The following is a 26,872-nucleotide window of genomic DNA, read 5'->3' as shown; positions in this document are numbered from 1 at the left end:
CGATCCCGGATCGCCTACCGCTCGTGGACGATTCGTCCACCGACGAGCGTGCAGCGGACCGCGTCACTGCTCGGCTGTGAATACACCTCCGCGATCGGCCGGTCCATGAGTACCAGATCGGCCGCCGCGCCGGGCGCTACGGTGCGCGCCCGGCCACCCGGCTCGAGCAGCGGTGCCAGATAGCGCCCGAGAGCCTCGGACGCCCGCAGTGTCTCACCGGCTCCGACCAGGACTCCGTCGGGACCGCGACGCGCGACGGCCGCGGCGATCACCTGCCAGGGATCGGCGGGCCCGTAGGGGGCATCGCTCGAAAGAGCAAGGCCCACACCGGCATCGCACAGACTCCGGCAGCGGTAGAGATCCGGCAGATCGCGGGACTCGACGCGGCGCAGATAGTCGTCGCCGCGGTCGGCGATGAAACCGGGCTGGGTCACCACGGTGATTCCGAGGCGTCGCAGCACCTCGATGGACTCGGCCGGAATCAGCGCACCGTGTTCGATCCGATCGCCCGGGATCGATCCGGTGGCGTCGAATACGGCGAGCAGGATGAGCAGCGCCTCCCGGCTGACGCAGTGCACCGCGACCGGCCGTCGCAGCGAGTGTGCCTGCCGGACAGTGGCTTCCAGGGTTTCGATATCGGGCAGGTCGGAATCGGCGATGACGATCTTGTACGGCCCGGTCGTGACGCCGGGATCGCCCGGGTGACCGAGCGGAACGCCCAGCAGATTCAGCCGCTGCGGAATCGCCCCCGAGGCTGCCGCGTCGATCAGGCCGGTGAGCGATTCCGTGCTCAGATCCGGTGTGGCATCGGTGATTCCGGTGATCCCGAACCTTGCCAGCCGGATGCCGATCGCGGTGAGGTCGGGAGGTCCGGTGTCGGGCAGTCGCGTTCGGAGCCAGGTGTCCGCCCGCCAGACGCGGCCGGTGGCGCGACCGTCGGCATCGCGTTCCACCCCGTGTTCCGTCGCCGAATCCAGGTCGACGAGGCGGGCCGCGGCCGAGTTGAGCGTCCACATCGCGCCGCTGCGATGCTGGATGCGCACCGGCCGTTCACGTTGCAGCGCATCGAGTGTCGTCGAATCGAGCATCCCGGCGACGGTCTCGACGTAGCCGACCCCGCGGATCCAACCATCACCCGGAGCCGCGGCCAGCGCCTCGGCGAGTTCGCCGGCCGTGTGAACCCGGGGTGGACCGCAGCGGACGGAGTTCGCGTCGGCGGCCATCGCGTGCAGATGCAGATGGTGATCGTGCAGGCCCGGCAGGAGCGCTCCGCCGTCGGCGTCGATAACGCGGATCCCGGGCGTCGCCGGTGCCGTTCCGACCGCGGCGATGAGCCCGTCCCGGACCAGCACGTCGGTGCGCGTCCCGGAAACCTCGGCATCGCGAATCAGAAACTCCGTCATACCGATTGCCTGCGCAGCCGAGCCAGCACCGCGTCGGTGTCGCGGCCGCTGTGCGGCGCCTCGCCGGTCGTCTCCCGGCGGCTCGGCGCGAGGATCAGTGCTTCGTCGATCGGCTCGGTGACGGTCGCGGGATCGAGCGTCGCGGCCACGACCGAGGACATCGCGACGTCCCACAGCCGGCCGGACCCGTCGGCGGGGGCCGACATCGCCAGGACCGCCGCGGTCAGTCCGGTCAGGGGGTCGGCGATCGCGTCGCCCACGAAAACCGGTGTGCCGTCGTCGGTGTGGGCGACCAGGCCCGCGCAGGCGGCGATGTCGTCGCCGAATCCGATCCGGTTCGATGCCCGGCCGTGCGCGGTGATCGAGATCCAGGTTCCGCCGGAATCGGCGAAACCCGCTGCGTCGAGCCCGAATCCGGCGAGTGCGCGGGGGCGCGAGGCCTCGATCACGATATCCGCGGAGGCGACCAGGTCGGCCAGTGCGCTGCGCTGTTCGCGGTCGCCGGGATCCAAGACGACCGATTCGTGACCCGCGTGCAGCAGGCGATAGAAGTCCGGATTCCCGCGACGCGCACCGTCGGGTCGTGTGGGTGTCTCGACCTTGATGACGTGCGCTCCCGCCAGACCGAGGATGTGCGCGCACAGCGGCCCCGCCCACAGCGCACTGAAGTCGACCACTCGCAGCCCGTTCACCGGGCGCGGCTGTAGCGGTTCCGGCGTGGTGGTCTCCACCGGGGCAACGGGTCCCGCCGCCACTCCGAGAAGTTCTGCCCGCTCGGCCAATTCGGCCCCGGTGTGTGTGCGCAGCCAGCTCGATACCTCGGGCCACGGATCGTCGCCGACGTCCCGGCAGACGAGTGCGCCGAGCAGGACGGGATCGTCGGGGCGGGCGCAGCTGACCGCGGCCCAGCCGTCGGCGGTGGGCAGCAGGCGGCAGTGCCCGCCCGCCGAGGTGCTCCCGCCGCGTCCGAAGCCGGTGAACGCGGCCCGTTCGGAGAGCAACCGGGCCCCGTCGAGCCTGACTCGGCCGCCGGTCACCGCGGCGATCCGGTCGGTATGCCGCCGCGCGACGGTCGCCGCTGAGCCGGGAGGAATCAGCGGTGGACCGTCGGCGTGTCCGGTCAGCAGCGGCACACCGCTCTCGGCCCAGTCGCGCACGCGATGCGACAGATCTCCCGAGGCGCCGGACACCCCGCCGATCCTACACGGCGCTAATAATCATGCGCAGGAATTATCCGGAGATGTCGGGTCAGAAGGCGCTGCGGCCGCCGTCGACGGTGTAGATGCCGCCGGTGACCCAGTCGGCCTCGTCGCTGGCCAGGAACAGCGCGATCGAGGCCAGATCCTCCGGGGTGCCCAGCCGGCGCAGCGGAAAGCGTGCGGCGGCATCGGCGTCGAGGGCGGCCTGGTCCGCATCCGGTGCGGCCGCGCCGCGGTCGACGCGCGACTGGTACACCAGCGGGGTCGGAATGGTGCCGGGGCAGATCGCATTGACGCGCACGTTGTCCGGTCCGTACGTGACGGCCATCTGCTTGGTCATCGCGATGACTCCGCCCTTGGCCGCGGCGTAGGGAAAGATTCCGGGCAGCCCGATCAGCCCGCCCATGCTGGCCTGGTTGATGATCGATCCGGTCCGGCGTTCGATCAGATGGGGCAGTGCGTATTTCGAGGTGAGCCAGACGCCCTTGAGGTTGACCGCGATGACCCGGTCCCACTCCTGCTCGGTGGTGTCCGCGGCATTGCCGGCGCCGTTGATCCCGGCGTTCGCGAATACGACGTCGAGTTGACCGAACTCCGCCAGAATTTCGGCGATCATCCGCTGTGCGTCGGCGTCGGCGGTGATGTTCGCGGTGACCGGCAGCGCGCGCCCGCCCGCCGCGACGATCTGCTCGGCGGCCGAGGCCGCCGCCGCGCCGTCGAGGTCGACGACGGCGACTGCCGCTCCCTCGTTCGCGAAGCGAACCGCCGAGGCCAGGCCGAGGCCCGATCCCGCGCCGGTGATCAGTGCGACCTTGTCGGCCAGACGTCCGTTGGTACTCATGGTGCTACCTCTCGAGGGTGGTGGAATCAGGTGGCAAAGTCTCTATAAATGTTTATCATGATTGACATTTTCTTTCACCTGGCTGACGATGGCCGTACCAATCCTTACGGGCTCGGTGAGCCCGCGACATGACGAGGGCATCGGGCGTGAGCTACTACCTGAACGACGAAGAGACTCTGCTGGTGGGGACGGTGCGCGAGCGCGGCCGGATGTCGCTGTCCGGCGCGATGGGTGGAGTGTGATCGCGATGGGTACCTCGAGACGTGCAGCGCTGGTGGCCCCCGTCCGCACCGCGGTCGGACGCTTCGGTGGCGCGCTGAAGGATGTGCCTGCGGCAACGCTCGCGAAAACGGTTCTCGCCGAGACGGTCTCGCGCTCGGGAATCGATCCCGAGCGGATCGACGACGTCGCGATGGGGCAGTCCTACGCGAATTCGGAGGCCCCCTGTATCGGCCGGTGGGCGGCCCTGGACGCGGGCCTGCCCATCTCGGTGGCCGGATTGCAGACCGACCGCCGCTGCGGGACCGGACTACAGGCGGTGGTGACCGCCGCGATGATGGTGCAGACCGGGGCCGCGGACGTCGTCGTGGCCGGTGGCGTGGAGTCGATGAGCGGTATCGAGCACTACACGACCGGGGCTCGCTGGGGTACGCGCGCCGGTGGTCTGCAACTGTTCGACCGCCTCGATCGTGGCCGGGAGCGTTCGCAGCCGGAATGGCGGTTCGGCCCGATCAGCGGAATGATCGAAACCGCCGAGAACGTCGCTGCCCGTTACGAGATCACTCGCGCGGAGTCCGACATCCTCGCCGCGGAAAGTCACCGCCGCGCCCACGAGGCATGGGAGACAGGACGATTCGATGCCGAGGTTGTTCCCGTCGAGGTCACCGATCGCAAGGGTAAGGTGACGAAATTCGTTCGCGACGAAGGGATCCGGCCGGACACCACCGCCGAATCGCTCGCGAAGCTGCGAGCGATCACGCCCGGCGGAGTGGTGACCGCGGGCAATGCGAGCCAGCAGAACGATGCCGCGGCAGCGGTGCTCGTCGTCGCCGAGGACCGTCTGGACGAGCTGGGACTCGAGCCGATCGGCTTCCTCGACGGCTGGACCGCCGCCGGATGCGATCCGGCGCTGATGGGCCTGGGGCCGGTGGCCGCCGTGGAGAAACTGTTCGCGCGCAACGGATACGGCTTCGACGACTTCGAATTGGTCGAGCTGAACGAGGCATTCGCCTGCCAGGTGCTCGGCGTGCTGCGCGGCTGGGGCTGGGACGACCGGGACCGGTTGAACGTCAACGGTTCCGGAATCTCGCTCGGCCACCCGATCGGCGCGACCGGTGTGCGCATGCTGACCACGGCCTTGTACGAGTTGCAGCGCCGCGGCGGCGGTCGCGCACTGCTGACGATGTGCATCGGCGGCGGTCAGGGCATGGCGGCCGCGATCACCGCGGTCTGAGGCATCGCCCGGTCGGCCGTCGGTACTGCTGCGAGTTGGGAGAAGGGCATGAGGACAGAGCAATTCGCGCGGGCGGTCGTCCATGGCTGAGCGGAATGCGATCGTCACGGGCGGTGCGAGCGGGATCGGGGCGGCGTGTGCCGAGCGGCTGTCCGCCGACGGCTTCCATGTGCTCGTCGCGGATGTGCAGGAAGAGTCCGGGCGGGACGTCGCTCAGCGGATCGGCGGCGAGTTCGCGCGCACCGACGTGACCCGCGAGGACGATATCGAGGCGTTGGTCGACCGCGCCGGATCGCTCGACGTATTCTTCGCCAACGCAGGTGTTTTCGGCGCGCTGGGGCCGATCGAGCAGACCGTCGCCGACGACGCGGATCGCACGATCGCGGTCAACCTGCGCGGGACGCTGCTGTGTCTCAAGCACGCGGTGCGCGTCATGCGCCCGCGCGGGCGGGGTTCGATCATCGTCACGGCCAGTCCGGGCGGGATCGTCGGCGGAGTGGGCCCGCACGTCTACAGCGCGACCAAGGCCGGTGTCGCCGGGCTGGTGCGCTCGGTCGCCGCCGAGGTACGCGAGTACGGCATTCGCGTCAATTCCGTTGTGCCCGGGGCGATCGTCTCACCGATGACCGCGGCCGTGCTCGCCGACGATCCCGCCGATCTCGACGCGGCGGCGCGGGCCATGGCGCCCAGCCCGTTGGTGGGGCGGCCGGGTGTCCCCGGGGACGTGGCCGGTGCGGTCTCGTTCCTGGCGAGTGCGGACTCCGCATTCGTCACCGGCAGTGAGCTGTTCGCCGATGCGGGGTATACGAATGCCCCGGGCCCGGCGAGCTTCGCCAAGGGAAAGTTCGCCGGGCACTGAGGAATTCGTGCGGCCGGGGCTCAGTGGTCCCGGCTGAACACGAACGCGGTCGATTTCGCCAGTCCGTTGGAGACGGTCACCAGAGCCCGGGACGCGTTGGGCACCTGGCGTTCTCCGCCCCGTCCGGTCACCTGTAGGACCGCTTCGGCGAGATGGGTCATACCGTGCAGGCGGCCCTCGCCGAGCGCGCCGCCGCCGGTGTTGACCGGGAGCTTGCCGGTCAACGAGGTGTGTCCGTCGCGCGCGAACGGCACGGCCTCGCCGCGATCGACGAAACCCATCCCTTCCAGCCAGGTGTACACGAAAACGCTGAAGCCGTCGTACAACTGGGCGTTGTCGATATCCGCCGGGCCGAGGCCGCTGGTGCGCCACAGCGTCCGCGCGATCTGCTCCGAGCCCTCGACGAGATCTTCCAGCGTCATCACCGCACCGGTCGGCGCGGCATGCGTTCCCGCGGCGAATCCGGTGAGCAGTGCCGGTGGCTGCCGCAGATCCCGGGCCCGCTCCGTCGAGGTGAGCAGGAGCGCCACCGCACCGTCGACGGGTAGGTCGCAGTCCAGGATGGACATCGGGTCGGCGATCATCCGGGCGTTCAGGTAGTCCGTGGTGGTCAGGGGCTGCCCGCGCCAGTACGCGTTCGGGTTCTTCTGCGCGTTGTCCCGGTTGGCCACGATGAACGGACTCAGGTCCGCTCGGGTCAGGCCGTTCAGATCGAGGTATCGGCGCAGCACGGTCGCGGCCCACGCGGGCGGCATGCTGAAGCCGAACGGGGCCTGGAACTGGTCCGGTCCCGCGGCGATCGTGTTGTCGTAGTTGATGTATCGCCCTTTGGGCACATGCAGCGAACGGTAGACGACGGCGTGCGTGCACACGCCGGAGTGAATCGCCATCGCGGCGTCCATGAGGCTCTGCGTCACCATGCCGTTGGTGGATCCGGTCCAGGTGATCTGCGGCTTGATGCCGAGCAGTTCGGGCAGGTAGTACGGCGTGACGACGTCGATGCCCTCGCCGGTGCCCTTCGTCCCGCCGTAGCGCGGCATCGACGGGGAGGTGGCGATCCCGTCCACATCGGCGCGGGTGAGACCGGCGTCGGCGAGTGCGCGATCGCACGCCTCGACGGTGAGCGCCGCGAGCGTGCGAGGCAACCGTCGGCCGAGTTCGCTGTATCCGACCCCTGCGACGGCGACCTTGTCCCGCAGCTCCCACATATCTTTCACACTTCCGCCGGCCGGAACTGCGGGAGTACGCAGTCCTGGGAGATCTCTTCGAATTCCACGTCGACGACCGCGCCGATCCGCACCTCGTCCGGTCCCGCGCCGAGCAGGTTGGCCACCATCAGCAGTCCGGGTTGTTCCACCAGTTCCACCACGACGACCACGAGCGGTACCAGCCCGGCGAATCCGGGGCCGGGCGCCTCGTCCAGCACCGTGTAGCTGTACACGACGCCGCGGCCCGAGACCGGCTCGTAGGCCAGTTCCGCGCCGCCGCAGGCGGGACAGGTCAGGCTCGGCGCGTGGTTGAAACGCGAACAGGCGGCGCAGCGCTGAATGCTGAGCGTGCGCGCCCGGACGCTGTCCCAGAATCCCTCGGTCACATCGTCGGGGAAGGGGATCGGGCGGGTGGCCGTTGTCATCTCACATCTTCCACATCACCGGTGCGGCAAGCACTTTGGCGTAGTTCTTCTGGGTGTAGGCGGCCAGTGCCTGCATCTGCGTGGCCATCAGCTCCTCGGCGCGGTCGGCATCGTGTTCGGAGATCGCGGTGGCGATCTGGGACTGGATGTCGACGGTCAGCCGTCGCTGCTTCGGCGGGTACTCGATGCCGACCGCGGCCCCGTCGAGAATGTCGAACAGCGCGTTGAACAGTGCCGCGAAGATCAGGTTGCCGGAGCCTTCGGCCACGGTGGTGTGGAAGCGCCGCGTCTGGCTCAGGAATCCCGCGTGGTCGTCGAGGTTCTGTCGTTCGAGCTCGACGATCTCGAACAGTTTCGCGACGTCCTGCTCGCTCATCCGCTGGGCGGCGAGCCGGGCCATATGCGGTTCCAGCGCGGCGCGGGTCTCGATCACCGTCTGGAAGGGCGCTTGCTGGAACTGCAACAGCAGGCTCAGCGAGGTGGCCAGTGCGGAGCTGTCCGGTTGCTGCACGATCGGGCCGCCGCTGGGGCCGGGCTTGAGCGTGATGACGCCCTGTAATTCGAGAAACCGCAACGATTCTCGCAGCGTCCCGCGCCCGACGTCGTAGTCCTCGAGCATCGCTTTCTCCGGGGGCAGCCGGTCGCCGACCTGGTTCCCTCGGGCGTTGATGTCCTCGACGATGCGCTGTGCCACGAGCAGCGCGGTCTTCTTCGGTCGTTCCAAAGCGGTCATAATCGTTCTCCCCTGGGTGGCGCTCTTGTGCTTGCAGCTCCCACACCCTACATTCAATGCTATTCATGTGTATAGATTGGCGCGGAATTCTTCGCGTGTCACTTCCCGGGGCCTCGTCCGCCGGACGCTCGGTTTCTCCCCGGATGAAAGTAGGAAGCATGCTGGGCGACAAGCGAATTCTGGTCACCGGGGCGGCCCGGGGAATGGGCCGTGAGCTCGCGCTCGAGGCGGCCAGGCAGGGCGCGAGCCGAATCGGCATCACCGATGTCGACGACGCCGAGCTGGCGGTGACGGCCTCGCTCCTCGCCGAATCGGGCGCACAGGTCCGGCACCTGCGGGCGGACCTGCGTTCGACGTCCGAGATCCGGGACGTGGTGGCGGAATTCGCCGGCTGGGCCGGTGGCCTGGACACGCTGTTCAACAATGCGGGTGTTCTGGACCACATGTTCACCGACGCGGACCGGACCGGGCTGGAAACGCTCGAGGAAGAGGTCTGGGATGCGGTGATGGACATCAATCTCAAGGCGGTGTGGTCGGCGATCAAGTTCGCGGCTCCGCATCTGCGCGCCTCCGAGCGCGGACCTTCGGTGGTCAATGCCGCGTCGGTCGCGGGTCTGGCGGGTACCCACATGCCCGCCTACGGCGTGTCCAAGGCCGCGGTGATCCAGCTGACCAAGGTGGCGGCGGTGAACCTGGCGCCGCACGTCCGGGTGAACTGTTATTGCCCGGGGGCGATTCGCACGCCGATGAGTGACGCGCACCTGGCCGCCGCGACGGACAGACCCGCCCGAGCGCGATCGATGTACGGAACGCACCTGATTCCCCGGCTCGGCCTGCCGGTCGAGGTGGCGCGAACGGCGTGTTTCCTGGCGAGCGACGAAGCGTCGTTCCTGACCGGCGTCGCGGTCCCGGTCGACGGCGGGACGATGGCCTGGCGCGGCGTGCACGACGTGGTCGCGATCGATTGAGCGTTGTGCCGCAACCGGATCGCGATCGGGAGGACCGTCGATGAGTGGCGAGGAATTGGCCGAACTGCGCGAGCGGATGCGTCGGCTGGAAGCGGCCGAGATCGCCCGCGATCACCTGCACGCCTATGCGCGGATCCTCGACGATCCGCGGCCGGAAACGGTGACGGCGCTGTTCGCGCCCGACGCCGTACTCACCACGCCGTCGCGAAAGGCGAACGGCCGTGCGGAGATCCGGGAATTCTACGCATGGGCGTTCCGGGCCGACGCCTCGATCAAACGGCATTTCATCACCAACGCGCGCACGATCTGGCTCGGCGACTCCCGCGTGCGCGTGCAGGCTCAGGTCTTGTTCACCGGCCGCGGAGCCGAGCGTTCCGTCGTCGGGTGGGGGAGTTATGACGACATCGTGGACGTCAGCGGTCCGCAGCCGCGATTCACCGAGAAACACATGGTGATCGAGGTGAGCACCGATCTGGTCGCCGGATGGCCGCACGCTCCCGAAGTCCGCTGAGCCCGTCGGGGATCGGCTCGCCGGTCGCCCGGCTGCACGAGCGGACCTTCGGCTGATACGTGCTTAGTGTACGGGAAATCTTTGGTGCGCAAGAGGATCGGTGCTGTTGTGCGGTGGCCGATGCCCGCACGCGCTGAGCGTGTATCGCCGAAACGGCGCGGGGACAGGCGATCCGGCCCCGCGTCGCTCGAATCGATTTCAGCGAACGGGGAGTTTCGGCGGGTTGGTCCGGTACGTCGCCGGTGTCCGGGACAACCGGATCGGGTTGCGCACCTGGGCGATTCCCCGGCCCTCGGGTTCGTCGTCGGGCAGGACCACCGGCTCGAGACCGAGGCTTTCCGCGAGGGCGACGGCCTGGCCGATGTCGTTGATCGGACCGGCGGGGACGCCCGCGTCGACCAGGACGGTGAACCAGTGGTCCGCGTCGCGAGTGCGGAAGACGTTCTCCAGATCCTCGATCAGTGCCTCGCGGTGGGTCACGCGGTCGGTATTGCTGCGATACCGCGGATCCTCGGCCAGTTCAGGACGACCGAGCGCGCGGCACAGGGCGATGAACTGCTTGTCGTTCGCGGCCGCGATGGCCAGCGGCCGGTCGGCGGTGGCCACCGGCTGATACGGGGCGACGCTGGGGTGCGCGTTGCCCATCAGCTTCGGCACGTTGCCGGTGAGGATGTGCCCGGAGACCTGGTTGGTCAGCGAGGCCAGCACCGAGGACAGCAGATTCACCTCGACTAGCTGTCCCTGCCCGGTGCGCAGCCGGTGGATCAGCGCGGTCTGGATGCCGAGCGCGGCGTGCAGACCGGTGATGGCATCGACCATCGCGACGCCGACCTTGGCCGGACCGCTCTCCGGATGACCGGTGATGCTCATCAGTCCGCCGGTGGCCTGCGCGATCAGGTCGTAGCCGGGCAGGTGCGCGCCCTTGCCGGAACCGAATCCGGTCACCGAGCAGTACACCAGCGCGGGATGCTCGGCGGCGAGCTGCTCGTAGCCGAATCCGTACCGCTCCAGCGTGCCGGGTTTGAAATTCTCCACCACGACGTCCGCGTCGCTGATCAACTCCCGTGCCATCGCCCGGTCCGCCTCGCTGGTCAGGTCGAACGCGACGGAGGTCTTGTTCCGGTTGAGCCCCAGGAAGTAGGTGGACTCACCCTCGTACCAGGGCGGTCCCCAGCCGCGGGTGTCATCGCCGACGCCGGGACGTTCCAGTCGGATCACTTCCGCGCCGAAGTCCGACAGCAGCATCGTCGCGTAGGGCCCCGCGAGTACGCGACTGAAGTCGACGATGCGCATCCCGGTCAGGGCTCCTGGTTCGGTGACGGTCATGGTCGTCCTTTCCGGGGTGATTTTCTTCGAACGAGACCCTACACATTCATGCGCATGGTTGCTATGGTTCTACTGAATTTGCGAGTGACCTGGAACACGTGAGGTGAGTGTGGAACCCATGGCCGAAGACTCCGGAACGGCCGCTACCAGCGGTAACCGGACGACCGTGAAACTGGCTCTGCGCTATGACATGCGCGCCCCCGGAATCGGGGTCGGCAGTCCCGATCAGTACGCCGCCGCGCTCGAGCACGTCGCGTGGGCGGACGAACTCGGGTTCGAGACGGTGTATCTCGCCGAGCACCACGGCGCCGACGACGGCTACTGCGCCGCTCCGATGATCCTCGGGTCGGCGATGCTCGGCCGGACCCGCCGGATAACGGTGCATCTGTCCGCGCTCGTCGCGGTGCTGCACCATCCGCTGCGGCTGGCCGAGGACCTCGCCGCGCTCGACCTGGTCGGTGGGGGCCGGGTCGAGGTCACGCTCGGCCTGGGATACCGTGACTCGGAATACCGGATGTTCGGTATCGAACGTCGTCGGCGTGTGCAGACCCTCGAAGAGATCGTCGAAGTGCTGAGACAGGCTTGGACCGGGGAAGAGTTCGACTTTCGCGGGGAACCGGTCAAGGTCCGTCCCCGTCCCGCGCGCCCGCAGGGACCGCCGCTCTACATCGGCGGCTCGGCCGAGGCGTCGGCGATCCGGGCCGCCAGGATCGGTGACGGGTACCGCCCGGCCGGATCCGAGAAGGACCGGCTGTACGAGATATACGCCGCCGAGCGCGAACGGCTCGGTGCGCCGGTTCCGCCGCGTGCCCCGGTGCTCGGTCCGCTGTTCCTGTTCGTGTCCGAGGATCCGGCGCGCGATTGGGAGATCGTCGCGCCGCACGTGCTGTACACGACGAACGCCAACGCGAACTGGGCCCGCGAGCGTGGGGTGGGCACCACCGCCTACCGGCCCGCCGCGGGACTGGCCGAGTTGCGGACCGACCCGAACATTCGGGTGGTGACCCCGCAGGAGTGCGTCGAGCTGTGCCAGAAGCTCGGACCCGACGCCGAACTGGTCTTCCAGCCCCTGATGGGCGGACTGCCGCTGGAAGCGGGCCGGCGCAGCCTGCGCCTGTTCGAAACCGCGGTCCTGCCCGAACTCGTCGAGCTGGGTTACCGCCCCTAGAACCCGTCGAGCGCCGCCCCGCGGGGCGGCGTCGACACACGACTTTCCCTGACCGCCCGGACCACCGGGCATCTCCATCAACTCAACGAAGAGGCAAGATGACAACTACTGCAACGGATTCGAACGGCAGTGAGGTGTCGGCCGCGATGCCACGCGGCCTGGTCCTGATGATCGGCTATTTCGTCATCCTGGCCACCCTGGTGCTGACCATTCCGCTCAAGCTGCTCGGCCAGATCGGCCCCGCCCTCGGGGCGTCCGGCAGCCTGCTCAACTGGGTGGTGATCATCGGATCGCTCAGCGGCGCGATCGGCACATCCCTGCTCCCGCCGCTCGCGTCGCTGTTCGGGCAGCGGCGGATGGCGCTGGTCACGATGTGCCTGCTGACATTCGGCAGTCTCCTGGGAGCCTGCGCGCCGAATATGACCGTGCTGCTGATCGGCCGGTTCATCGGCGGATTCACCCTCGGCGGCATCGCGCTCGCGCTGGCGATCGCGCGGTCCAACCTGACCGGCCGGACGCTGCGCGTCGTGCTGTCCTGGATCGCGGCCGCGGAAGGGATCGCCGCCGGGCTCTCGTTCGCCATCGGCGGACTGCTGACCGACACCGTGCACGTGAACTGGCGGATCGTGTTCGTGATCCTCGCGGTGCTCGGCATCATCGGGGTCCTCGGTACGCTCGCGGCGGTCCCGGGCCGGCAGGGGCCGGGTCGCGGCCGGGTCGATTGGGTCGGCGGGCTGCTGCTGGCCGTCGCGCTCGCCCTGGTCCTGGTTCCGCTCAGCATGGGGTCGAAGTGGGGCTGGTCGTCGCCGAAGACGCTGGTGCCGCTGATTCTCGGTGTGGTCGTGGTGGTGATCTGGTGGAACGTCGAGGCGCGAGTGTCCGAGCCGCTGGTGAACACCCGCGCGCTGCGGAACATGAACTTCCTGCGCGGATGGCTGGTGTTCTTCCTGGCCGGCATGCTGGCCTGGATCGTCAACTTCACCCTGCCGACCTTCACCGAGGTGCCCGCATCGGCCGGTTTCGGTTTCGGCTACGACGAATTGTCCAGCGGTCTGCTGATGCTGATGTTCTGCTTCGGCATCGTGGCGGGTAGTGCGTCGGTCGGGCCGCTGAGCCGGATCGTCCCGGCCCGGGCGTTGTGTTTGCTGGCGTTCGTCGGATGTGGCGTCGGCATGCTGCTCATCGCGTTCGCCCACGGGTCGGCGTGGCAGCTGTGGGTGTGGCCGATCATCGTCGGTGTGTCCTACGGGCTCGCCGTCGCCAGCGCCTACCTGACGTTCATCCAGGCCCTGCATCCCGACGAGGTCGCGACGGCGGCGAGCATCGGGCAGATCAGCGGTCCGCTCGGCGGCGCGATCGGCAGCGCGGCGATCAGCGCGGTGCTGACGGCGCAGGTGATCAAGGTGGGACACAAGGCGGTTCCGACCGAGCACAGCTTCCAGCTGGGGTGGGTGATCGGAGCCGTGCTCTCGGTGGTCGGCCTGCTGCTCGTCGCGCTCATCCGGGCCCCCAGAACCGCTGCGGCCGAGACGGTCTGACGACCTCGGGCGGGGCCCCGCATCCAGCTGGATGCGGGGCCCCGCCTTCCTCGGTGAGACGACGACCCGACGCGGCATCCGCGAGAACGTGACCGACAGGTAGGACGACGATGTTCATTTCGATCGATGGTGCCCGCTGCATGGGGCACGGCCGGTGTTATGCGATGGCCGAACGGCTGCTGACCGACGACGACGAGGGATTCGTGGCCGAGCGCGGCCGCAGCTGGGAAGTCCCGGAGGGCTTGACCCCGAGGCCGAGTCGGCGGCGCACGCGTGCCCGGAATCGGCCATCGCGGTGCGCGATTCGTAACTCCCGCGGTTCCGCGGAACGGTCCGGGAAACACCACGGCCCGGCATCCTCGTGCAGGATGCCGGGCCGCCGGTCGGTGGACTGGTGTGAATCCGGTTGCGCCGCAGTCAGTCCCAGACCAGGGGGACATGCTGCAGTCGCAGCTGGCTGCCGCGCTCGCGCAGCTGCGCGCCCTCGGCGATCCGGTAGTGCGGGATCCGTTCGTGCCACTCGGTCAGTGCGACAACGAGTTCCGCACGCGCCAGATGCATCCCGAGGCAGCGGTGGTATCCGGCGCCGAATCCGAGGTGCTGTTGCAGGTTCGGCCGGTCCGGGTCGAAGACGTGCGGGTCATCGAACACCCGCGGGTCCTGGTTGGCCGCCGCCAGGCCCAGCCACACCAGATCGCCCTTGCGGATCGGCAGGCCGTGGAAGTCCATGTCGTGTGCGGCTTCCCGGCCGTCCTGGATGATCAGGCCGTAGAGCCGGATGATCTCCTCGATCGCATTCGGCCACAACTCGGGCTCGTCGAGCAGTCGCTGCCGGTCCTGCGGATGGGTGGCCATGTGCAGGAACGTGTAGCCCAGGGCGCTGCGGGTGGTGTCGAGCCCGGCCGCCATGATCGTCATGCAGATGGTCAGGATCATCTCGTCGGGGATCGGGGCGCCCTGGTATTCCGCCGTGACCAGCCGGGTCACCAGATCGGTCGTGGGATCGCCCGGATTCGCCCGGCGGTCGGCGATCGCCGCGGCGAAGTAGGCGTCGAGCTCCCGGCGGGTCTGCGCGGCGGTTTGCTGTGCCTGCGGGGACTTGTCGAAGAATCCGGTGAACTGTCCCTCCACCCAGGGCTGGAACGTCGGCCCGTCCTCGACGGGCAGACCGAGCAGCGCCAGGAACAGCTCGGTCGGGTAGGTCATGCCGAATCCGGTCGCCATATCCTCGGACTTGCGCGGTGCGATCTGTTCGACCAGTGCGACGGCGCGCTCCTGCGCCCGGTCCGCGATGCGCCGGACCAGCTTGGGCGCGAAGAACGGGTTGAGGATCCGCCGCATCTCGGCGTGCTGAGGCTGGTTCAGGTTCTCCGGCAACAGAATTCCCGGCGGTGACCGGTGCAGGGAGCTGACCTGGTCGTTGCTGAAGTCGGCGTCCCGTTGCAGCGCCTCGCGCACGTCGTCGAATCGGTTCAGGACCCAGAAACCCTCCTCGGTGGAGTCGTTCCAGGCGAATCGCGCGGCTTCCCGGTCGGCATTGAGCAGTCGGTGCGTCTCCAGCGCGGGGCGTTCCACGCGGTAGTCGGTGTGGAACACCGGACATCCGCCGAGATCGCGTACACCGGCGGAATTGTCGGCCACCTCGGTCATGGCATCTCCTCATCGAGTCCTACGGTCACTGCGAATTATTAGCATGAATGTGATCTACGTCAACGATTGACATCCAATCTAATGATGTGCATGATTCGGATAAAATCGGACGACTTTGGGAGGCCCGGCATGCGCAGGCTCGAGGACACCACCGCAGTGGTGACCGGCGGAGGTTCGGGGATCGGAGCCGCGTCCGCGCGGCGGCTGGCCGCGGAAGGGGCGGCCGTGGCCGTCGTCGATCTGCATTCCGCCGCCGCGCAGTCCACGGCCGACGACATCCGGCGGGCCGGTGGCCTGGCGGCCGCCTTCGAGGCCGACGTGCGGGACCGGGCGCGGATGCAGGAGGTCGTGGCCGAAATCGTCACGCGGTTCGGCGACGTCGGCGTGGTGTTCACCGGAGCCGGGGTCTCGGGCGCGCGGATCGACAGTCACGAACTGCCCGAACAGGATTGGCGCGGTGTGCTCGACATCAACCTGAGCGGCACCTTCTTCACCATCCAGGCCGCGCTGCCATCGATGCTGCGCCGCGGCGGCGGCTCGATCGTCACCTGCGGTTCGACGTCCTCCTTCATCGCGACCCAGGGCGGCCTCGCGCCGTACCGGGCGTCCAAGGGCGGGGTCAAGATGCTCACCCAGACGCTCGCGATCGAATATGCGCCGCACGGCATCCGGGTCAACAGCGTCTGCCCGGGTGCGGTCAAGACGAACCTGAGCAGCAATACCGCGGCGATCGTCCCGACCACCGGTGCGGTGCGCAACCCCGCCAAGCCGCTGAACGTGCCGCTGGGCCGGTACGGCGAACCGGAGGAGATCGCGGCGGTGGTCGCATTCCTCGCGTCCTCGGACGCCTCGTACGTCACCGGGCAGGCGATTCTCGCCGACGGGGGTGTCACTGCCGAATGACACGCGAATCCGGCCGGGCCCCTATCCTTTTCGACGGCGCCATCGATATGCACTGCCACTTCGGCCCGGAACCGCTGGTCGAGAAACTCGCGAAGCATCCGCACGCGGTGGACCCGATCCAGGCCGCCCGGGAGGCGGCGGCCGGTGGGATGCGCGCGATCGTGCTGAAGGCGCACGAGTTCCCCTCGACCGCGGTAGCCGACCTGGCGAACAAGGCCGTACCGGACGTCCTGTCGATCGCGGGAATGTGCTGTGACCACCCGGTCGGCGGACTGAACCCGCAGGCGGTGGAGACCGCGCTGCGCGCGGGCGCGCGGGTGATCTGGTTGCCGACGTTGTCCTCGGCCTCGAACAGCCCGCGGGCGGTCGAGGCGGCATTCGGTGTGCCGCAGGGGATTCCGGTTCTACGTCCGGACGGTGCGCTGGTGTCCGAGGTGCGCGAGATCATGGATCTCGTCGCCGCGAGCGGCGCGGTGCTGGCCACCGGGCACATCACGACCGACGAGCACTACGCGGTGGCTCGCGCGTTCTGCGGGCGCGGGAACCTGGTCGTCACCCATGCGATGCATGCGAGCGCGGGGCCGGGGCTGTCCATCGATCAGGTCGCGGAGCTGGCCGATCTGGGCGCCGTGATCGAGTTCGCCGCGCACACGTGCATGGGAAAGCCGTCGACGTTCGCCCAGGTCATTGCCGCTATCGGCCGGATCGGCCCGGAACGGGCGATCGTGTCCACCGACTACGGCTGGACCGACACCCTGCCGCACCCGGCGGCGGGGTTGCAGGGGTACGTGAATGCCCTGTGGGACGAAGGCGTCGACGAGCACGACCTGCGGCTGATGGCCGGCACGGTTCCGGCGCGGCTGTTGGGTTTGGACTGAGGACATGGAGGTTATGCGGATGGGACGGGTTACCGGGAAGGTCGCGTTCATCACCGGCGCTGCGCGCGGACAGGGCAGAGCGCACGCGATGCGGCTCGCGCAGGAGGGCGCGGACATCGTCGCGGTCGACTCCTGTTCGGACGTGCCGTCGCTGGAATATCCGATGGCCACGGTGGACGACCTGCGCGAAACCGAGAAGCTGGTGCGCGATCTGGGGCGCCGGGTGCTGGCCCGCCAGGTCGACGTGCGCGATCAGGCCGGTCTCGACCAGGTGGCCGCCGACGCGGTCGAAACCCTGGGCGGCATCGACATCGTGAGCGCCAATGCGGGCGTCTGTGGCTGCCGCCCGACGTTCGACCTGTCCGACACCGAATGGCAGGACATGCTCGACATCAACCTGACCGGAGTGTGGCGCACGGTGAAAGCCGCTGTACCGCACATGATCTCGGCCGGTCGTGGCGGTTCGGTGGTTCTGACCAGCTCGGTGGTGACCTTCGTCGGCGCCGCGAACGTCGCGCACTACAACGCGTCCAAGAGCGGAGTGGTCGGGCTGATGAAAACCCTCTCGGCGGAACTGGGTAAGCACGGGATCCGCGTCAACGCGGTGCATCCCGGCAACGTCGCCACCGACATGTTGTTCAGCGATTCCACGCTCCGGGTCTTCTGCCCGGATCTGGCGAATCCGACACCCGACGATCTGCGCGAACGTGCCCGCACCGGAGACGTTCTCGGACAGGGCTGGGTCGAAGCGGTGGATATCAGCAACGCCGTGCTGTATCTCGCCTCCGAGGAGGCGCGATTCGTGACCGGCGTATCCCTGCCGGTGGACTGCGGCCGCCGGATCGGCTGAACGGAGATGACGATGGACTACGGAAAACGATTGCGCGACAGGCGAATCCTGATCACCGGGGGAGCGGGCGGGATCGGCGCCGCGGCCGCGAGACGACTGTCCGCCGAAGGAGCCGCTGTCGCGATCCTGGACACCGACGCCGATGCGGCGCGGCAGCTGGCATCCGAGCTGGGTGATGCCACGTCGTTCGAATGCGATGTCACGCAAGAACGATCGCTCGACACCGCGGTGACGGCCGTGGCGAAGGAACTCGGCGGACTGGACGGCGTGCTGACCTGCGCGGGCATCGCCCGTTCCGGTCTGCCGCACGAAATGGCTTTGGACGACTGGTTTTCGGTGATCGCGGTCAATCTCAACGGGACGTTCCTCGCGATCCGCGCCGCGTTGCCCTACCTGCTGGAAGCGGGCGCGTCGAGCGTGGTGACCATCGGATCGGTCGCCTCGCTGGTGTCCGCGAACACCAATACCCCCAGCTACGACGCGTCCAAGAGCGGCGTGCTCGGGCTGACGCGCTCGATCGCGGTCGGCTATGCCGATCGCGGTGTGCGCGCGAACTGCCTGTGCCCCGGAGTGGTGGACACCCCGCTGGCGCGCCGTGCCCGGGAGGTGGAGGGCGTGACCAGCAACGCGGTCGCCTCGACTCCGCTGGCCCGCCGCGCCGACCCGGAGGAGATGGCGGCCGTGATCGCCTTCCTGCTATCGGCGGAGTCGTCGTACATGACCGGTTCGGTCGTCGCCGCGGACGGTGGCCTCACCGCACGGTGATCCGGCTCTGCTTGTGTGGCAACACTTCTCGCGCCGGATGACACGGCGCTCAGCCAGAAAGACGGAGATGAACCTCGAACGAGAACACGTGCTCGGCCCCCGGCGCCGCTGCCGATTCGGCATCGCGGACTCGGCGGTGTCGCGATGAGTGATGAGGTGCTGGTCGATGTCCAGGACGGCGTCCTCGTGGTCACACTCAACCGGCCCGCGGCGCGCAATGCGGTGAATCTCGCTGTCGCCGAGGCGGTTGCCGCGGCGATGACCGAACTCGATGCCCGCGCGGATCTCACGGTCGGCGTACTCACCGGCGCTGGCGGCACGTTCTGCGCCGGGATGGATCTGAAGGCGTTCGTGCGCGGGGAGTCACCCGTGATCCCGGGACGGGGATTCCTCGGCCTGGTGGAGGCCCCGCCGGAGAAACCGCTGATCGCCGCCGTGGAGGGATTCGCACTGGCAGGCGGCTGCGAGGCCGTTCTCGCCGCGGATCTCGTGGTGGCATCGCGCACAGCGACATTCGGCATACCCGAGGTCAAACGTGGGCTGGTGGCCGCGGCCGGTGGGCTGATGCGGTTGCCTCGGCGGATCCCGCCGGCCGTGGCGATGGAACTGGCGCTGACCGGCGACCTGATCGGAGCCGAGCGAGCTTTCGCTCTCGGCCTGGTCAATCGTCTTGCCGACGAAGGGAATGCACTCGACACCGCGATCGAGTTGGCCCGCTCGGTCGCGGCGAACGGGCCGCTGGCTGTGCGGGCCTCGAAGCGGATCATCCACGAGAGCGTGCAGTGGCCGCCGGACGCGATGTTCGAACGGCAGCGGGCGATCACGGGCCCGGTGTTCGCCTCGGCCGACGCGCAGGAAGGCGCCCGCGCCTTCGCCGAGAAGCGACCGCCGCGCTGGCTCGGAGAGTGACGAGCGTAGCTCGAAATATACTGGCCACGAGGCTGATTCGCCCGCAGTCGCTCAGGGCTCGGTGCTCCGGTGGCGGGTGAGGAATTGCTCGATCAGGTCGTTGACGATCTCGGGCACTTCGGCGGCGGCCAGGTGCGCGGCGTCGTCGATGACGACCAGTTCGGCGGTCGGGATGGCGCGCGCCATGGTCTGGAGTTCCGCCAGCGGGAAGGTGCTGTCCTCGCGGCCGGCGACCACGAGTGCGGGGCAGGTGATGGCACCGAAGAGGCGGCGTTGGTCGGGTCGGTGGATCACCACCGACCGCACCGCGAACGCCACCGAGGTGACCTCGTTGCGGGTGGCGGTGTCCAGCACCTGCCGGACCACGTCCGGTCGGGTGGCCCGGCTGGTCGGACCCAGGAACGCGCGCACGACCGACCGGGTCAGCGGTGGTCGGATCCCGCCCAGCAACCGGGCGACCGTGATCAACGCGGAGTATTCGATCCGCTGCAGCAGCGAGGCTCGCGATGCGGTCCCGTTCATCAGGATCACGGTGTGCACCCGGTCGGGGTAGGTCGCGGCGAGGGTGCCGCCGATCATCGCGCCCCATGAGTTGCCCACGAAGTGGGCGCGCCGGATTCCCAGCGCGTCGAGGATCGTGACCACGCAGCGCGCGCATTCGTCGAAGGTGAATTCCCGCGTCAGCGACCGGGATCGGCCGTGTCCCGGGGGATCGATCGAGACGGTGCGGTAGTTCGGTGCGAAGCGCTCGACCTGAGCACGCCACAGGTCGGCGTCCATCAGCAGGCTCGGCCACAGCACCAGCGCCTCGCCGCTCCCCGCGACCTCGACGTGCAAGCTGCCCAGCGGCGTGGCCACGGTGGTCTCGAGGTTATCCATGGGTGGTGTCATGAGTGCCCACTCTCCGGTCCCTTTCGGCGTCGATGTCGACGATCTCGTAGGCCAACCGAGCGTCGGGCGGATGGATGTGCAGGTAGAGCCGATGGTAGCTGTCCGCGCCCGCCTCTGTGTCGGCCTCGGGTGTCGGTGGTCCGGAGGCCGGGAGCGGACCTGTCATCGTGCTGTGTGGCAGGGGTGAAAAATTGCCGAAACTTGTTGAGCGCGAATGTGTCCGGCGGGTGGAGGTGTAGTGCCCGGCCGGGTCAGTGCGACTGTAGCCAGTCGCGGTAGTGGGTGCCGAACAGTCGTGCGCCCTCCGGTGCGGTGAGCACGTCGCCCTTGACGACGGCGAATAACCCGGCGGTCGGGTCGGTGACGACGTGTCGGTGATTCCCCTTGGCTTCCAGTGTGATTCGGCCCAATTCGTCGAGGGTGAAGACGTCGGGCCCGGCGATGTTCCGGATACCGTGCAGCGGGGCGCCCATGGCGACCTCGGCGACCGCGGCAGCGACCTCGGCGGAGCTGATCGGCTGTATCGGGGTGGCGGGCAGACGTACGACCTCGCCGTCGGTCGTCGATTCCATTGTCGGCGCGATGAACTCCATGAACTGGGTGGCGCGCACGATCGAGTACGGGATCGGCCCCGCCTCGACCAGATTCTCCTGCAACGTCTTCGCCCGGTAATAGGCCATGTCGGGCACCTGGTCGACGCCGACGATCGACAGCGTCACCAGGTGCCCGACGCCTGCCGCCTGCGCCGCGGCCAGCAGCTCGGTCACCGATGTGCGGAAGAAGTCGAGCGAGTCGTCGTCGAACGTGGGCGAGTTGGTGAGGTTCACCGCGACCTGCGCACCGCGCAGCGCGTCGTCGAGTCCGGCGCCGGTGAGCAGGTCGACGCCGGTCGAGCGGGAGTGCCCGCTCGCTTCGTGCCCGGCCGCGGTCAGATCGCCGACCACCTGTGCGCCGATGAGTCCGGTGCCGATAACCGAGATCTTCATGAGATTCCCCTTCGGTCGATGGTGTTCGATGTCGGCGCCCATGGCCGCGCGGAGCAGATCCGCTGCCGTGCAATCGAGTTCGCGCGGCTGTTGCGCATCGAGCAGCCGCTCCACGGTGCCCCGAATGATCTCGCCGAGCGGTTCGGGCGACATGGACAGCAGCCGGTCGGAAACTGTTCCGGGTTCCATCGTTTTCCACGATTGTTCGCTGTCTATTTGCTGTCAAGACGCGGTGTCCGGGTGCGGGGAGATCTGGTGACGATGGTCAGTTCGAACGCGGGTCGAAGGTGGGTTGTGGCGAGTCGATTCCGGGCATCGAGATGGCGGTGTCCGGATGAGGACGAACGATGTCGATCCGGCTGACGCGACCGTTCCGGAGGGTGACCTCGACGACCGCGAGCAGGTGACCGCCGGGTGCGATGACGTGGGCGGGCCGGCCGGCGACCGTCATCGGGACGGCGGCGCGGATTCGGTCGGCGAACAGCCTCGTCTCCTCGGCGACCGCGCGGGCGCCGGTGACGACCGACGGCGTACCGGGCGGCACGAGTGCGGGATCGGCGGCGCGCACGCAGTCGTCGGTCATCAGGGCGAGCATGCGGTCCATGTCACCGCCGGCGGCCGCGTCGAGGAAGGCGTCGACGACCGCGCGCTCCTCGGCGGTGGTGGCGAGTGCGGGATCGGCCTGCTCGATCCGTCGTCGTGCGCGGCTGGCGTGCTTCTTCGCGTTGTCGGAACTGGTGCCGAGAGTGTGCGCGACCTCCCGGAACGGGACGTCGAACAGATCGTGCAGAACGTAGGCGACGCGTTGCGGCGGAGTCAGGCGATCCAGGACCACCATCAGGGCCCGGGAGATGTTCTCGCGCCGCAGACAGTGCTCGTCCGCTGTGAGGGTCTCGGCCGGGATCAGGTCCGCGAGCAAGGGCTCCTCGCCGCGCCTGCGCCGCGTTCGCAACTGGTCGAGGCAGACGTGGGTGAGCACCGTGGTCAACCACGCCGCCGGGGTGCGGACATCGACCGCATCGGCGGTCGATGCCTTGATCCAGGTGGTCTGCACGGCGTCCTCGGCGTCGTGCACGGATCCGAGCAATCGGAATGCCACCGCGATCAGTTGCGGGCGGGCCGCTTCGAATTCCGCGATTGATACCACCAGGTGTCACCTTTCCGAGGCGCGCGACGTCGGGACGAACGAGACCACCATCTCGGATCCGAAGTTCACCACTACTCGAGGAAGCAACCTGCTGATGAGCGTATCGAAAGTCCGGTCTCGGACCATATCCCGACAGATTCCCGGGGTCGCCGATCGTGACCGAGCACAGACCGGGTGCGGCGCATGATCGCCCTGTTCGTCGTCACGATCGTGTGCATCGTGGCGAATGCGGCCATCGCGCTCGCCGACTATGTCCCGGTCGGGTTCGTGCTGAAGAATTCCGCCGAGGTGCACGTTCCCGCACGGGCCGTGCCCTACCTCGCGACGTTGAAACTGGCAGGGGCGATCGGACTCGTCGCCGGGCTGATCTGGTTGCCCTGGCTCGGCGTGGCGGCCGGTGTCGGTCTGATCCTGTTCTTCGTCGGCGCGCTCGTCGCACACATCAGAGCGCGCGTCTTCTACAACATCGCGTTTCCGGGCCTCTACCTGGTGTTCGCGCTGGCGTCCGCCGGCTACATGGTCCACGTCGCGGTCGGGACGTGACGTGACATGGTCGAGCGTCCCGCGTCGTAGGCCGCGGGGGTTCACCTGTGCCGCGAGGCGTCTGCGCGGCTGCCGTCGAGGAAAAGGCTCTCGGCGGCGGCGCTGCGCGTGTCGGACCGCCGTCCTGGTGACCCGGCGGCTCAGCCCGCCGCGATCAGCGGGGCGAGGCCGCCCGGCGTCATCAGGGCGCTGCTGGAGGTGATCTGCTTGCCGTTGACGGTGACCGTGGGGGTCGAGTCCACACCGCCGGCAAGCACCGCTTTGGTCTCGGTGCGGAGGTACGTGTCGTAGCTGCGGTTGATGATGCATTGCGCCACAGCGTCTTCGGTGTAACCGGCCGTCTTGGCGATGCGGATCAGCTGATCGTCGGTGAGACCGTCGCTGCCCTCTTCGGGCTGTTGGGCGAACATCGCGGCCAGCCACGACTGGTAGTGCTCGAGGCCCGAGTTGGCGACGCAGAACGAGGCATTGCCCGCGCGGGAGGAGTACTGCGTGGTGCTCGCGCGGTCCAGGAAGGTGATGACGCTGTACTCGACCGCGGCGGTGTGGTCGCGCACCGCACCCTCGAGCACCGATCCGTTGTTCGCCTCGAACATCTTGCAGTACGGGCACTGCAGATCCATGACGACCCGGACCGTCACCTTCGCATGCGGATCACCGATCCGCACCGCGCCGTCGGCGAGCACATGCTCGGCCGACGAGGCTCCGGGCGTCGCGACGGCGGTGCCCCGGATCTCCGTCGCGAACGCGGTGCGGGCCAGCAGCCCGATGCCGGTCGCGAGGGCGACGGCCAGCACCACCACGACGGGAATCACGACAGCCAGGTATTTCCGATTCGCCGTCGGTTTCGGCGGCGGTGACCAGTCGCCGGGATTGATGCTCATCTCAGGTTCCCCCGTTCGCCGGACGTTCGGAGCCTCAGCTTAGGTGGCACTTTCCGATCATGCCGATCCGACGCGACGACGCCCGCGGAGGTGAGTGACCGGCCGGACGTGGCGCAGGAGCGTCGGGCGCGCCGCGACCGCCCGGTCTTCGATGGCTGCCCGGTCTCGTATCAGGTTGTCGCTCAGCCTGGTTGGAAGAAGGCGAGCAATCGCTGGGCGGCGTCCGGCGCGTTCAGCAACTCCTGCATCTGCGCGGACATCCGGGCGGCGGCGCCGGTGCGCTCGAACATCTCGCGCTCGTATTCCTCGACGGCGGTGGGGAAGTCGTCCGGATGCGCGGCCAGTGCGAGACCCAGCAGGGCGCCGTCGAGCAACGCCATATTCGCGCCTTCGCCCACCGGCGGCATCAGGTGCGCGGCATCGCCGACCAGCGTGACGCTGGGCGACGACGGCCAGGTCAGGCCGAGCGGCAGGGTGGTGATCGACCGCGGCACGATCGTGTCGTCGCAGGCCGCGATCAGCGCGGTGAACCGCGCGTCCCAGCCGGGCAGCAGGTCGATCAGCCGCGCGCGGGCGGCGGCCGGGTCGTCGAACGGAATCCCGCTGGTGGCGAACCAGTCCTCGGGGGTGTTGTAGAAGTTCAGGCCGATGCGAACGCAGCCGTCGCCGTTGCGCTGCGCCGCCAGGGACAGTCCGTCGCCGAACACCCAGTAGCTGCCGCGCCCGACCATCGCGGCGAGGTCGGGATGCGTGCGGTCGATGTCCGCAATGCACACCTCGACGACGTTCTGGCCGATGTGTACCGGGCGGGCGTCGGTGAGCAGCGCGCGGACCCGGGACTGCGCACCGTCCGCGCCGACCAGCAGGTCGTACGTCGCACTGCTGCCGTCGGCGAAGTGCAGTACGCCGTCGTCGGCGGATTCGAATGCCCGCCCCCAGCGCACCGCGTCGTCGGGGAGCGAATCCAGCAGCAGGTCACGCAGATCGGCGCGGTCGACCTCGGGCCGAAGAAGGGGCGCGTCCTCGGGCGTGTCCTCCTGCAGCAGCAGCGTGCCGTCCGGCTCCAGCAGACGCATGTCCTGGCCTTCGCCGCGGGCGATCGCGTGGAATCCATCGATCAGACCGGCCTCGCGCAACGCTCGCTGCCCGGAATGAATATCGAGCATGCCGCCCTGACCGCGCGCGTCGCGCGATGAATCCCGTTCGTACACAACGGCATCGATGCCGTTCAGGTGCAGCATCCGGGCAAGGGTCAGACCGCCCGGCCCGGCTCCGACGATAGCGATGGTCACGACTTCCTCCGATACGTCGTTTCGACTACTGAACTGGCTCAGCGCTTTCCGGCAGGCCGGTGTGAGGAAAAGCTTGCCGTTCGGCGGAAGCGGACGGCGGTGTTTCCGCTACCAGCAGAAGTCGACGTGTTGTCGGAGTGACGGGCGGTGCCGAATGCGGTGGGTTCCGGGCCTCAGGCGACGGCGTCGAGCAGGGCCAGGATTCCGCCGACCAGCAGGGCGATCGCCTTGATCACCTCCAGGGCGATGTAGGCGAAGTGGGCGTTCGAGCGGGGAGCGTCCTCGCCCGCTAGGACGGCATCGCTGCGGCGGGTGAGCCCGGGGCGGACGAACAGGAGTTGAGCCGCCAGTATCACCACCGCGATCACCGCCGCGACCGCGACGCCGCCGAACGATGCGAACAGCAGAGCCACCACCGTGATCGCGGCGAAGCCGACCTCGACGGTGTTGAGTGCGCGAAACACCAAGCGACCGATGCCGAGTCCGATCGGCAGGGTCACCTGCGGCGCGCGGAATTTCAACGGCGCTTCCAGGAACGAGATCGCCAGCACCATGCCGAGCCAGACGAACAGGACGGCGGTGATGACGGCCTGGGCGGAACTCATGGGACAGCTCCTGTCTGTTCGACGGCGGGACGCTGCCCGCCGGTGGTGGTGAGCTGGGCCGGCCACAGAGTTCGGCGGCTGCGACTCGGCTGGTTCGGCGTTCACCATGGTCGCACGGACGGCCCGGGACGGGATCAGCGAGACTCGTGGTCCGGGAGAGGGTGATCGTCGAGCGGAACGCCCGGCCCGGCCGACGCCGAGCAGACTCCCGGAATGCCGAAGCCTCCCTCTGCAACCCGGCAGAGGGAGGCTTCGGCCACTGTCGCAGGCCCTCCGACTTCGCCTGCGCTCGTGTGAGATTCGGGCTCTCAGGCCGTGCTGAGGGCCGAGGTCAGGGCGGCGCGTTTGGGTTCGAGGCGGCGGGCCTCGTAATGCGGACGATGCACCGCGACGAAGTCCATCCGGCCCTCGCCGACCGTCTCGTGTGAATCACGCACCGTCACTTGCCAACTGCTGAAGCAGCCGCGGGCGCGGACACATCGCGCGGTGATGGTGATCTGCGCGCCGACCAGTTCCTCGCACAGTCGGATGACCGCGTACGAGGCCACGACCGGCGGCTTGTTCGACCATTCCGGGCCGGGGCCTGCAGCTTGGACGCAATCCTGCGGGCCGGTGCTGTAGCTGGCGTCGCGTTCCTCGCCGACCCGGGCCAGCGTCGGAGTGTTGCGCGATCGTCGGAATCCGTTGGGGACAGTCGCCATCGGGCGGGATTCGGGTTGGTGGGCCTGAGGTTCATGATCGTCAGGCCGTCCGGGCTACAACGGCCATGCCCGGAGCGAGGGCATCGCGCACATCGTTCACGCCGCGGAAGTAGTCGTGGATCTGAGACGAGTCCAGACCGGCCGTGGCAGCGATCTCGTCGAGGGTGGCGTCGGTGCGGGTAGTGCAGATATCCCGGGCGACATCCAGAATGTATTCGCGCATTTCTCGTGCTTTC

At 68.5% G+C, this 26,872-nt stretch carries 28 protein-coding genes; 12 read left to right on the top strand and 16 right to left on the bottom strand.

Translation table 11 applies throughout. The features are described 5' to 3' along the window. Positions 1-14: 14 nt before the first annotated feature. From K7711_RS06750 to K7711_RS06740, 3 genes are read right to left on the bottom strand one after another with little or no spacing between them, the layout of a single operon-like run. The gene (locus K7711_RS06750) at positions 15-1,403 is read right to left on the bottom strand and encodes an amidohydrolase family protein (protein WP_222965771.1); all 1,389 of its coding nucleotides are present in this window, start codon (positions 1,401-1,403) and stop codon (positions 15-17) included. Continuing rightward, entirely contained in the window at positions 1,400-2,593 is a 1,194-nt protein-coding gene (locus K7711_RS06745) for a CoA transferase (RefSeq protein WP_308014503.1), read from the bottom strand. Before K7711_RS06745 ends, K7711_RS06750 begins: the two co-directional genes overlap by 4 nt. Before the next feature lie 58 nt (positions 2,594-2,651). Next, the gene (locus K7711_RS06740) at positions 2,652-3,443 is read right to left on the bottom strand and encodes an SDR family NAD(P)-dependent oxidoreductase (RefSeq protein WP_222965769.1); all 792 of its coding nucleotides are present in this window, start codon (positions 3,441-3,443) and stop codon (positions 2,652-2,654) included. Between the two features lie 247 nt (positions 3,444-3,690). Between K7711_RS06740 and K7711_RS06735 the strand changes: the two genes are divergently transcribed. Together K7711_RS06735 and K7711_RS06730 are read left to right on the top strand one after the other, a co-directional pair. Next, positions 3,691-4,896 (top strand): acetyl-CoA C-acetyltransferase, encoded by a 1,206-nt coding sequence (locus K7711_RS06735; protein ID WP_222965767.1) that lies wholly within the window; start codon positions 3,691-3,693, stop codon positions 4,894-4,896. 82 nt (positions 4,897-4,978) lie between these two features. Then, positions 4,979-5,755, top strand: a complete 777-nt coding sequence (locus K7711_RS06730) for an SDR family NAD(P)-dependent oxidoreductase (protein ID WP_222965765.1) — start codon at positions 4,979-4,981, stop codon at positions 5,753-5,755. A 20-nt stretch (positions 5,756-5,775) separates the two neighbouring features. Here the strand turns inward: K7711_RS06730 and K7711_RS06725 are convergent, their stop codons facing one another. The 3 genes from K7711_RS06725 to K7711_RS06715 are packed head-to-tail and all read right to left on the bottom strand — an operon-like array spanning position 5,776 to position 8,121. Continuing rightward, on the bottom strand, positions 5,776-6,963 hold the full coding sequence (locus tag K7711_RS06725; protein WP_222966775.1) for a thiolase C-terminal domain-containing protein: 1,188 nt from the start codon (positions 6,961-6,963) through the stop codon (positions 5,776-5,778). Between the two features lie 5 nt (positions 6,964-6,968). Then, the gene (locus K7711_RS06720; RefSeq protein WP_222965763.1) at positions 6,969-7,388 is read right to left on the bottom strand and encodes a Zn-ribbon domain-containing OB-fold protein; all 420 of its coding nucleotides are present in this window, start codon (positions 7,386-7,388) and stop codon (positions 6,969-6,971) included. Position 7,389: 1 nt separating this feature from the next. Then, positions 7,390-8,121, bottom strand: coding sequence for a FadR/GntR family transcriptional regulator (locus tag K7711_RS06715; protein WP_222965761.1), 732 nt, complete (start codon positions 8,119-8,121; stop codon positions 7,390-7,392). Positions 8,122-8,279: 158 nt separating this feature from the next. Here K7711_RS06715 and K7711_RS06710 point away from each other — a divergent pair, with 158 nt between their 5' ends. Together K7711_RS06710 and K7711_RS06705 are read left to right on the top strand one after the other, a co-directional pair. Further along, the gene (locus tag K7711_RS06710; protein ID WP_235746591.1) at positions 8,280-9,089 is read left to right on the top strand and encodes an SDR family NAD(P)-dependent oxidoreductase; all 810 of its coding nucleotides are present in this window, start codon (positions 8,280-8,282) and stop codon (positions 9,087-9,089) included. Between the two features lie 40 nt (positions 9,090-9,129). Beyond that, complete coding sequence (locus K7711_RS06705; RefSeq protein WP_222965759.1) at positions 9,130-9,600, top strand: nuclear transport factor 2 family protein; 471 nt, start codon at positions 9,130-9,132, stop codon at positions 9,598-9,600. 198 nt (positions 9,601-9,798) lie between these two features. Here the strand turns inward: K7711_RS06705 and K7711_RS06700 are convergent, their stop codons facing one another. Beyond that, positions 9,799-10,926 carry a CaiB/BaiF CoA transferase family protein gene (locus K7711_RS06700; RefSeq protein WP_222965757.1) on the bottom strand — a complete coding sequence of 376 codons (1,128 nt, stop codon included), beginning with the start codon at positions 10,924-10,926 and terminating at the stop codon, positions 9,799-9,801. A gap of 118 nt (positions 10,927-11,044) precedes the next feature. Between K7711_RS06700 and K7711_RS06695 the strand changes: the two genes are divergently transcribed. Then, positions 11,045-12,094 (top strand): LLM class flavin-dependent oxidoreductase, encoded by a 1,050-nt coding sequence (locus tag K7711_RS06695; RefSeq protein WP_222965755.1) that lies wholly within the window; start codon positions 11,045-11,047, stop codon positions 12,092-12,094. Positions 12,095-12,192: 98 nt separating this feature from the next. Further along, complete coding sequence (locus K7711_RS06690; protein WP_222965753.1) at positions 12,193-13,632, top strand: MFS transporter; 1,440 nt, start codon at positions 12,193-12,195, stop codon at positions 13,630-13,632. 417 nt (positions 13,633-14,049) lie between these two features. Here the strand turns inward: K7711_RS06690 and K7711_RS06685 are convergent, their stop codons facing one another. Then, positions 14,050-15,282 carry a cytochrome P450 gene (locus K7711_RS06685; RefSeq protein ID WP_222965751.1) on the bottom strand — a complete coding sequence of 411 codons (1,233 nt, stop codon included), beginning with the start codon at positions 15,280-15,282 and terminating at the stop codon, positions 14,050-14,052. Positions 15,283-15,411: 129 nt separating this feature from the next. Between K7711_RS06685 and K7711_RS06680 the strand changes: the two genes are divergently transcribed. The 5 genes from K7711_RS06680 (at position 15,412) to K7711_RS06660 (ending at position 19,587) form a co-directional block, all read left to right on the top strand. Further along, on the top strand, positions 15,412-16,185 hold the full coding sequence (locus K7711_RS06680) for an SDR family NAD(P)-dependent oxidoreductase (RefSeq protein ID WP_222965749.1): 774 nt from the start codon (positions 15,412-15,414) through the stop codon (positions 16,183-16,185). Next, a complete protein-coding gene (locus tag K7711_RS06675; RefSeq protein WP_222965747.1) occupies positions 16,182-17,063 on the top strand; it encodes a DUF6282 family protein in 882 nt (293 codons plus the stop codon). Before K7711_RS06680 ends, K7711_RS06675 begins: the two co-directional genes overlap by 4 nt. Positions 17,064-17,082: 19 nt before the next feature. Next, positions 17,083-17,913 (top strand): mycofactocin-coupled SDR family oxidoreductase, encoded by an 831-nt coding sequence (locus K7711_RS06670; RefSeq protein WP_222965745.1) that lies wholly within the window; start codon positions 17,083-17,085, stop codon positions 17,911-17,913. A gap of 12 nt (positions 17,914-17,925) precedes the next feature. Next, a complete protein-coding gene (locus tag K7711_RS06665; protein ID WP_222965743.1) occupies positions 17,926-18,678 on the top strand; it encodes an SDR family NAD(P)-dependent oxidoreductase in 753 nt (250 codons plus the stop codon). A gap of 144 nt (positions 18,679-18,822) precedes the next feature. Then, positions 18,823-19,587, top strand: coding sequence for a crotonase/enoyl-CoA hydratase family protein (locus K7711_RS06660; RefSeq protein ID WP_222965741.1), 765 nt, complete (start codon positions 18,823-18,825; stop codon positions 19,585-19,587). 51 nt (positions 19,588-19,638) lie between these two features. Here the strand turns inward: K7711_RS06660 and K7711_RS06655 are convergent, their stop codons facing one another. The 3 genes from K7711_RS06655 to K7711_RS06645 all read right to left on the bottom strand — a co-directional run bounded on the left by K7711_RS06655 (position 19,639) and on the right by K7711_RS06645 (position 22,611). Beyond that, the gene (locus K7711_RS06655) at positions 19,639-20,478 is read right to left on the bottom strand and encodes an alpha/beta fold hydrolase (RefSeq protein ID WP_222965739.1); all 840 of its coding nucleotides are present in this window, start codon (positions 20,476-20,478) and stop codon (positions 19,639-19,641) included. A 251-nt stretch (positions 20,479-20,729) separates the two neighbouring features. Continuing rightward, positions 20,730-21,653: an SDR family oxidoreductase gene (locus tag K7711_RS06650; protein ID WP_235746590.1), complete on the bottom strand. Its 924-nt coding sequence runs from the start codon at positions 21,651-21,653 to the stop codon at positions 20,730-20,732. A 76-nt stretch (positions 21,654-21,729) separates the two neighbouring features. Further along, a complete protein-coding gene (locus K7711_RS06645) occupies positions 21,730-22,611 on the bottom strand; it encodes a sigma-70 family RNA polymerase sigma factor (protein ID WP_222965737.1) in 882 nt (293 codons plus the stop codon). A 183-nt stretch (positions 22,612-22,794) separates the two neighbouring features. On the opposite strand from K7711_RS06645, the gene K7711_RS06640 reads away from it, so the two are divergent. Next, on the top strand, positions 22,795-23,154 hold the full coding sequence (locus K7711_RS06640; RefSeq protein WP_222965735.1) for a DoxX family protein: 360 nt from the start codon (positions 22,795-22,797) through the stop codon (positions 23,152-23,154). Between the two features lie 140 nt (positions 23,155-23,294). Here the strand turns inward: K7711_RS06640 and K7711_RS06635 are convergent, their stop codons facing one another. The 5 genes from K7711_RS06635 to K7711_RS06615 form a co-directional block, all read right to left on the bottom strand. Further along, positions 23,295-24,038, bottom strand: coding sequence for a DsbA family protein (locus K7711_RS06635; RefSeq protein WP_222965733.1), 744 nt, complete (start codon positions 24,036-24,038; stop codon positions 23,295-23,297). A 182-nt stretch (positions 24,039-24,220) separates the two neighbouring features. Further along, positions 24,221-25,330 (bottom strand): FAD-dependent oxidoreductase, encoded by a 1,110-nt coding sequence (locus K7711_RS06630; protein WP_222965731.1) that lies wholly within the window; start codon positions 25,328-25,330, stop codon positions 24,221-24,223. A 173-nt stretch (positions 25,331-25,503) separates the two neighbouring features. Then, positions 25,504-25,935: a hypothetical protein gene (locus K7711_RS06625; protein WP_040826112.1), complete on the bottom strand. Its 432-nt coding sequence runs from the start codon at positions 25,933-25,935 to the stop codon at positions 25,504-25,506. A gap of 308 nt (positions 25,936-26,243) precedes the next feature. Further along, the gene (locus K7711_RS06620; protein ID WP_222965729.1) at positions 26,244-26,636 is read right to left on the bottom strand and encodes a hypothetical protein; all 393 of its coding nucleotides are present in this window, start codon (positions 26,634-26,636) and stop codon (positions 26,244-26,246) included. A gap of 40 nt (positions 26,637-26,676) precedes the next feature. Further along, positions 26,677-26,859 (bottom strand): hypothetical protein, encoded by a 183-nt coding sequence (locus K7711_RS06615; RefSeq protein WP_222965727.1) that lies wholly within the window; start codon positions 26,857-26,859, stop codon positions 26,677-26,679. Positions 26,860-26,872 lie beyond the last annotated feature (13 nt).

The sequence above is a fragment of the Nocardia coffeae genome, from assembly GCF_019890715.1.
In the GTDB taxonomy this organism is placed as follows: domain Bacteria; phylum Actinomycetota; class Actinomycetes; order Mycobacteriales; family Mycobacteriaceae; genus Nocardia; species Nocardia jiangxiensis.
The sequence above is the reverse complement of the archived record's forward strand: the minus strand, read 5'-3'. Positions and strand labels throughout refer to the sequence as shown.

Bases quoted from the DNA above. Each gene is read 5' to 3' on its own strand.
- K7711_RS06750 (WP_222965771.1), bottom strand. From the start codon at position 1,403: ATGACGGAGTTTCTGATTCGCGATGCCGAGGTTTCCGGGACGCGCACC.
- K7711_RS06740 (WP_222965769.1), bottom strand. From the start codon at position 3,443: ATGAGTACCAACGGACGTCTGGCCGACAAGGTCGCACTGATCACCGGC.
- K7711_RS06735 (WP_222965767.1), top strand. From the start codon at position 3,691: ATGGGTACCTCGAGACGTGCAGCGCTGGTGGCCCCCGTCCGCACCGCG.
- K7711_RS06730 (WP_222965765.1), top strand. From the start codon at position 4,979: ATGGCTGAGCGGAATGCGATCGTCACGGGCGGTGCGAGCGGGATCGGG.
- K7711_RS06725 (WP_222966775.1), bottom strand. From the start codon at position 6,963: ATGTGGGAGCTGCGGGACAAGGTCGCCGTCGCAGGGGTCGGATACAGC.
- K7711_RS06720 (WP_222965763.1), bottom strand. From the start codon at position 7,388: ATGACAACGGCCACCCGCCCGATCCCCTTCCCCGACGATGTGACCGAG.
- K7711_RS06715 (WP_222965761.1), bottom strand. From the start codon at position 8,121: ATGACCGCTTTGGAACGACCGAAGAAGACCGCGCTGCTCGTGGCACAG.
- K7711_RS06710 (WP_235746591.1), top strand. From the start codon at position 8,280: ATGCTGGGCGACAAGCGAATTCTGGTCACCGGGGCGGCCCGGGGAATG.
- K7711_RS06705 (WP_222965759.1), top strand. From the start codon at position 9,130: ATGAGTGGCGAGGAATTGGCCGAACTGCGCGAGCGGATGCGTCGGCTG.
- K7711_RS06700 (WP_222965757.1), bottom strand. From the start codon at position 10,926: ATGACCGTCACCGAACCAGGAGCCCTGACCGGGATGCGCATCGTCGAC.
- K7711_RS06695 (WP_222965755.1), top strand. From the start codon at position 11,045: ATGGCCGAAGACTCCGGAACGGCCGCTACCAGCGGTAACCGGACGACC.
- K7711_RS06690 (WP_222965753.1), top strand. From the start codon at position 12,193: ATGACAACTACTGCAACGGATTCGAACGGCAGTGAGGTGTCGGCCGCG.
- K7711_RS06685 (WP_222965751.1), bottom strand. From the start codon at position 15,282: ATGACCGAGGTGGCCGACAATTCCGCCGGTGTACGCGATCTCGGCGGA.
- K7711_RS06680 (WP_222965749.1), top strand. From the start codon at position 15,412: ATGCGCAGGCTCGAGGACACCACCGCAGTGGTGACCGGCGGAGGTTCG.
- K7711_RS06675 (WP_222965747.1), top strand. From the start codon at position 16,182: ATGACACGCGAATCCGGCCGGGCCCCTATCCTTTTCGACGGCGCCATC.
- K7711_RS06670 (WP_222965745.1), top strand. From the start codon at position 17,083: ATGGGACGGGTTACCGGGAAGGTCGCGTTCATCACCGGCGCTGCGCGC.
- K7711_RS06665 (WP_222965743.1), top strand. From the start codon at position 17,926: ATGGACTACGGAAAACGATTGCGCGACAGGCGAATCCTGATCACCGGG.
- K7711_RS06660 (WP_222965741.1), top strand. From the start codon at position 18,823: ATGAGTGATGAGGTGCTGGTCGATGTCCAGGACGGCGTCCTCGTGGTC.
- K7711_RS06655 (WP_222965739.1), bottom strand. From the start codon at position 20,478: ATGACACCACCCATGGATAACCTCGAGACCACCGTGGCCACGCCGCTG.
- K7711_RS06650 (WP_235746590.1), bottom strand. From the start codon at position 21,653: ATGGAACCCGGAACAGTTTCCGACCGGCTGCTGTCCATGTCGCCCGAA.
- K7711_RS06640 (WP_222965735.1), top strand. From the start codon at position 22,795: ATGATCGCCCTGTTCGTCGTCACGATCGTGTGCATCGTGGCGAATGCG.
- K7711_RS06635 (WP_222965733.1), bottom strand. From the start codon at position 24,038: ATGAGCATCAATCCCGGCGACTGGTCACCGCCGCCGAAACCGACGGCG.
- K7711_RS06625 (WP_040826112.1), bottom strand. From the start codon at position 25,935: ATGAGTTCCGCCCAGGCCGTCATCACCGCCGTCCTGTTCGTCTGGCTC.
- K7711_RS06620 (WP_222965729.1), bottom strand. From the start codon at position 26,636: ATGGCGACTGTCCCCAACGGATTCCGACGATCGCGCAACACTCCGACG.
- K7711_RS06615 (WP_222965727.1), bottom strand. From the start codon at position 26,859: ATGCGCGAATACATTCTGGATGTCGCCCGGGATATCTGCACTACCCGC.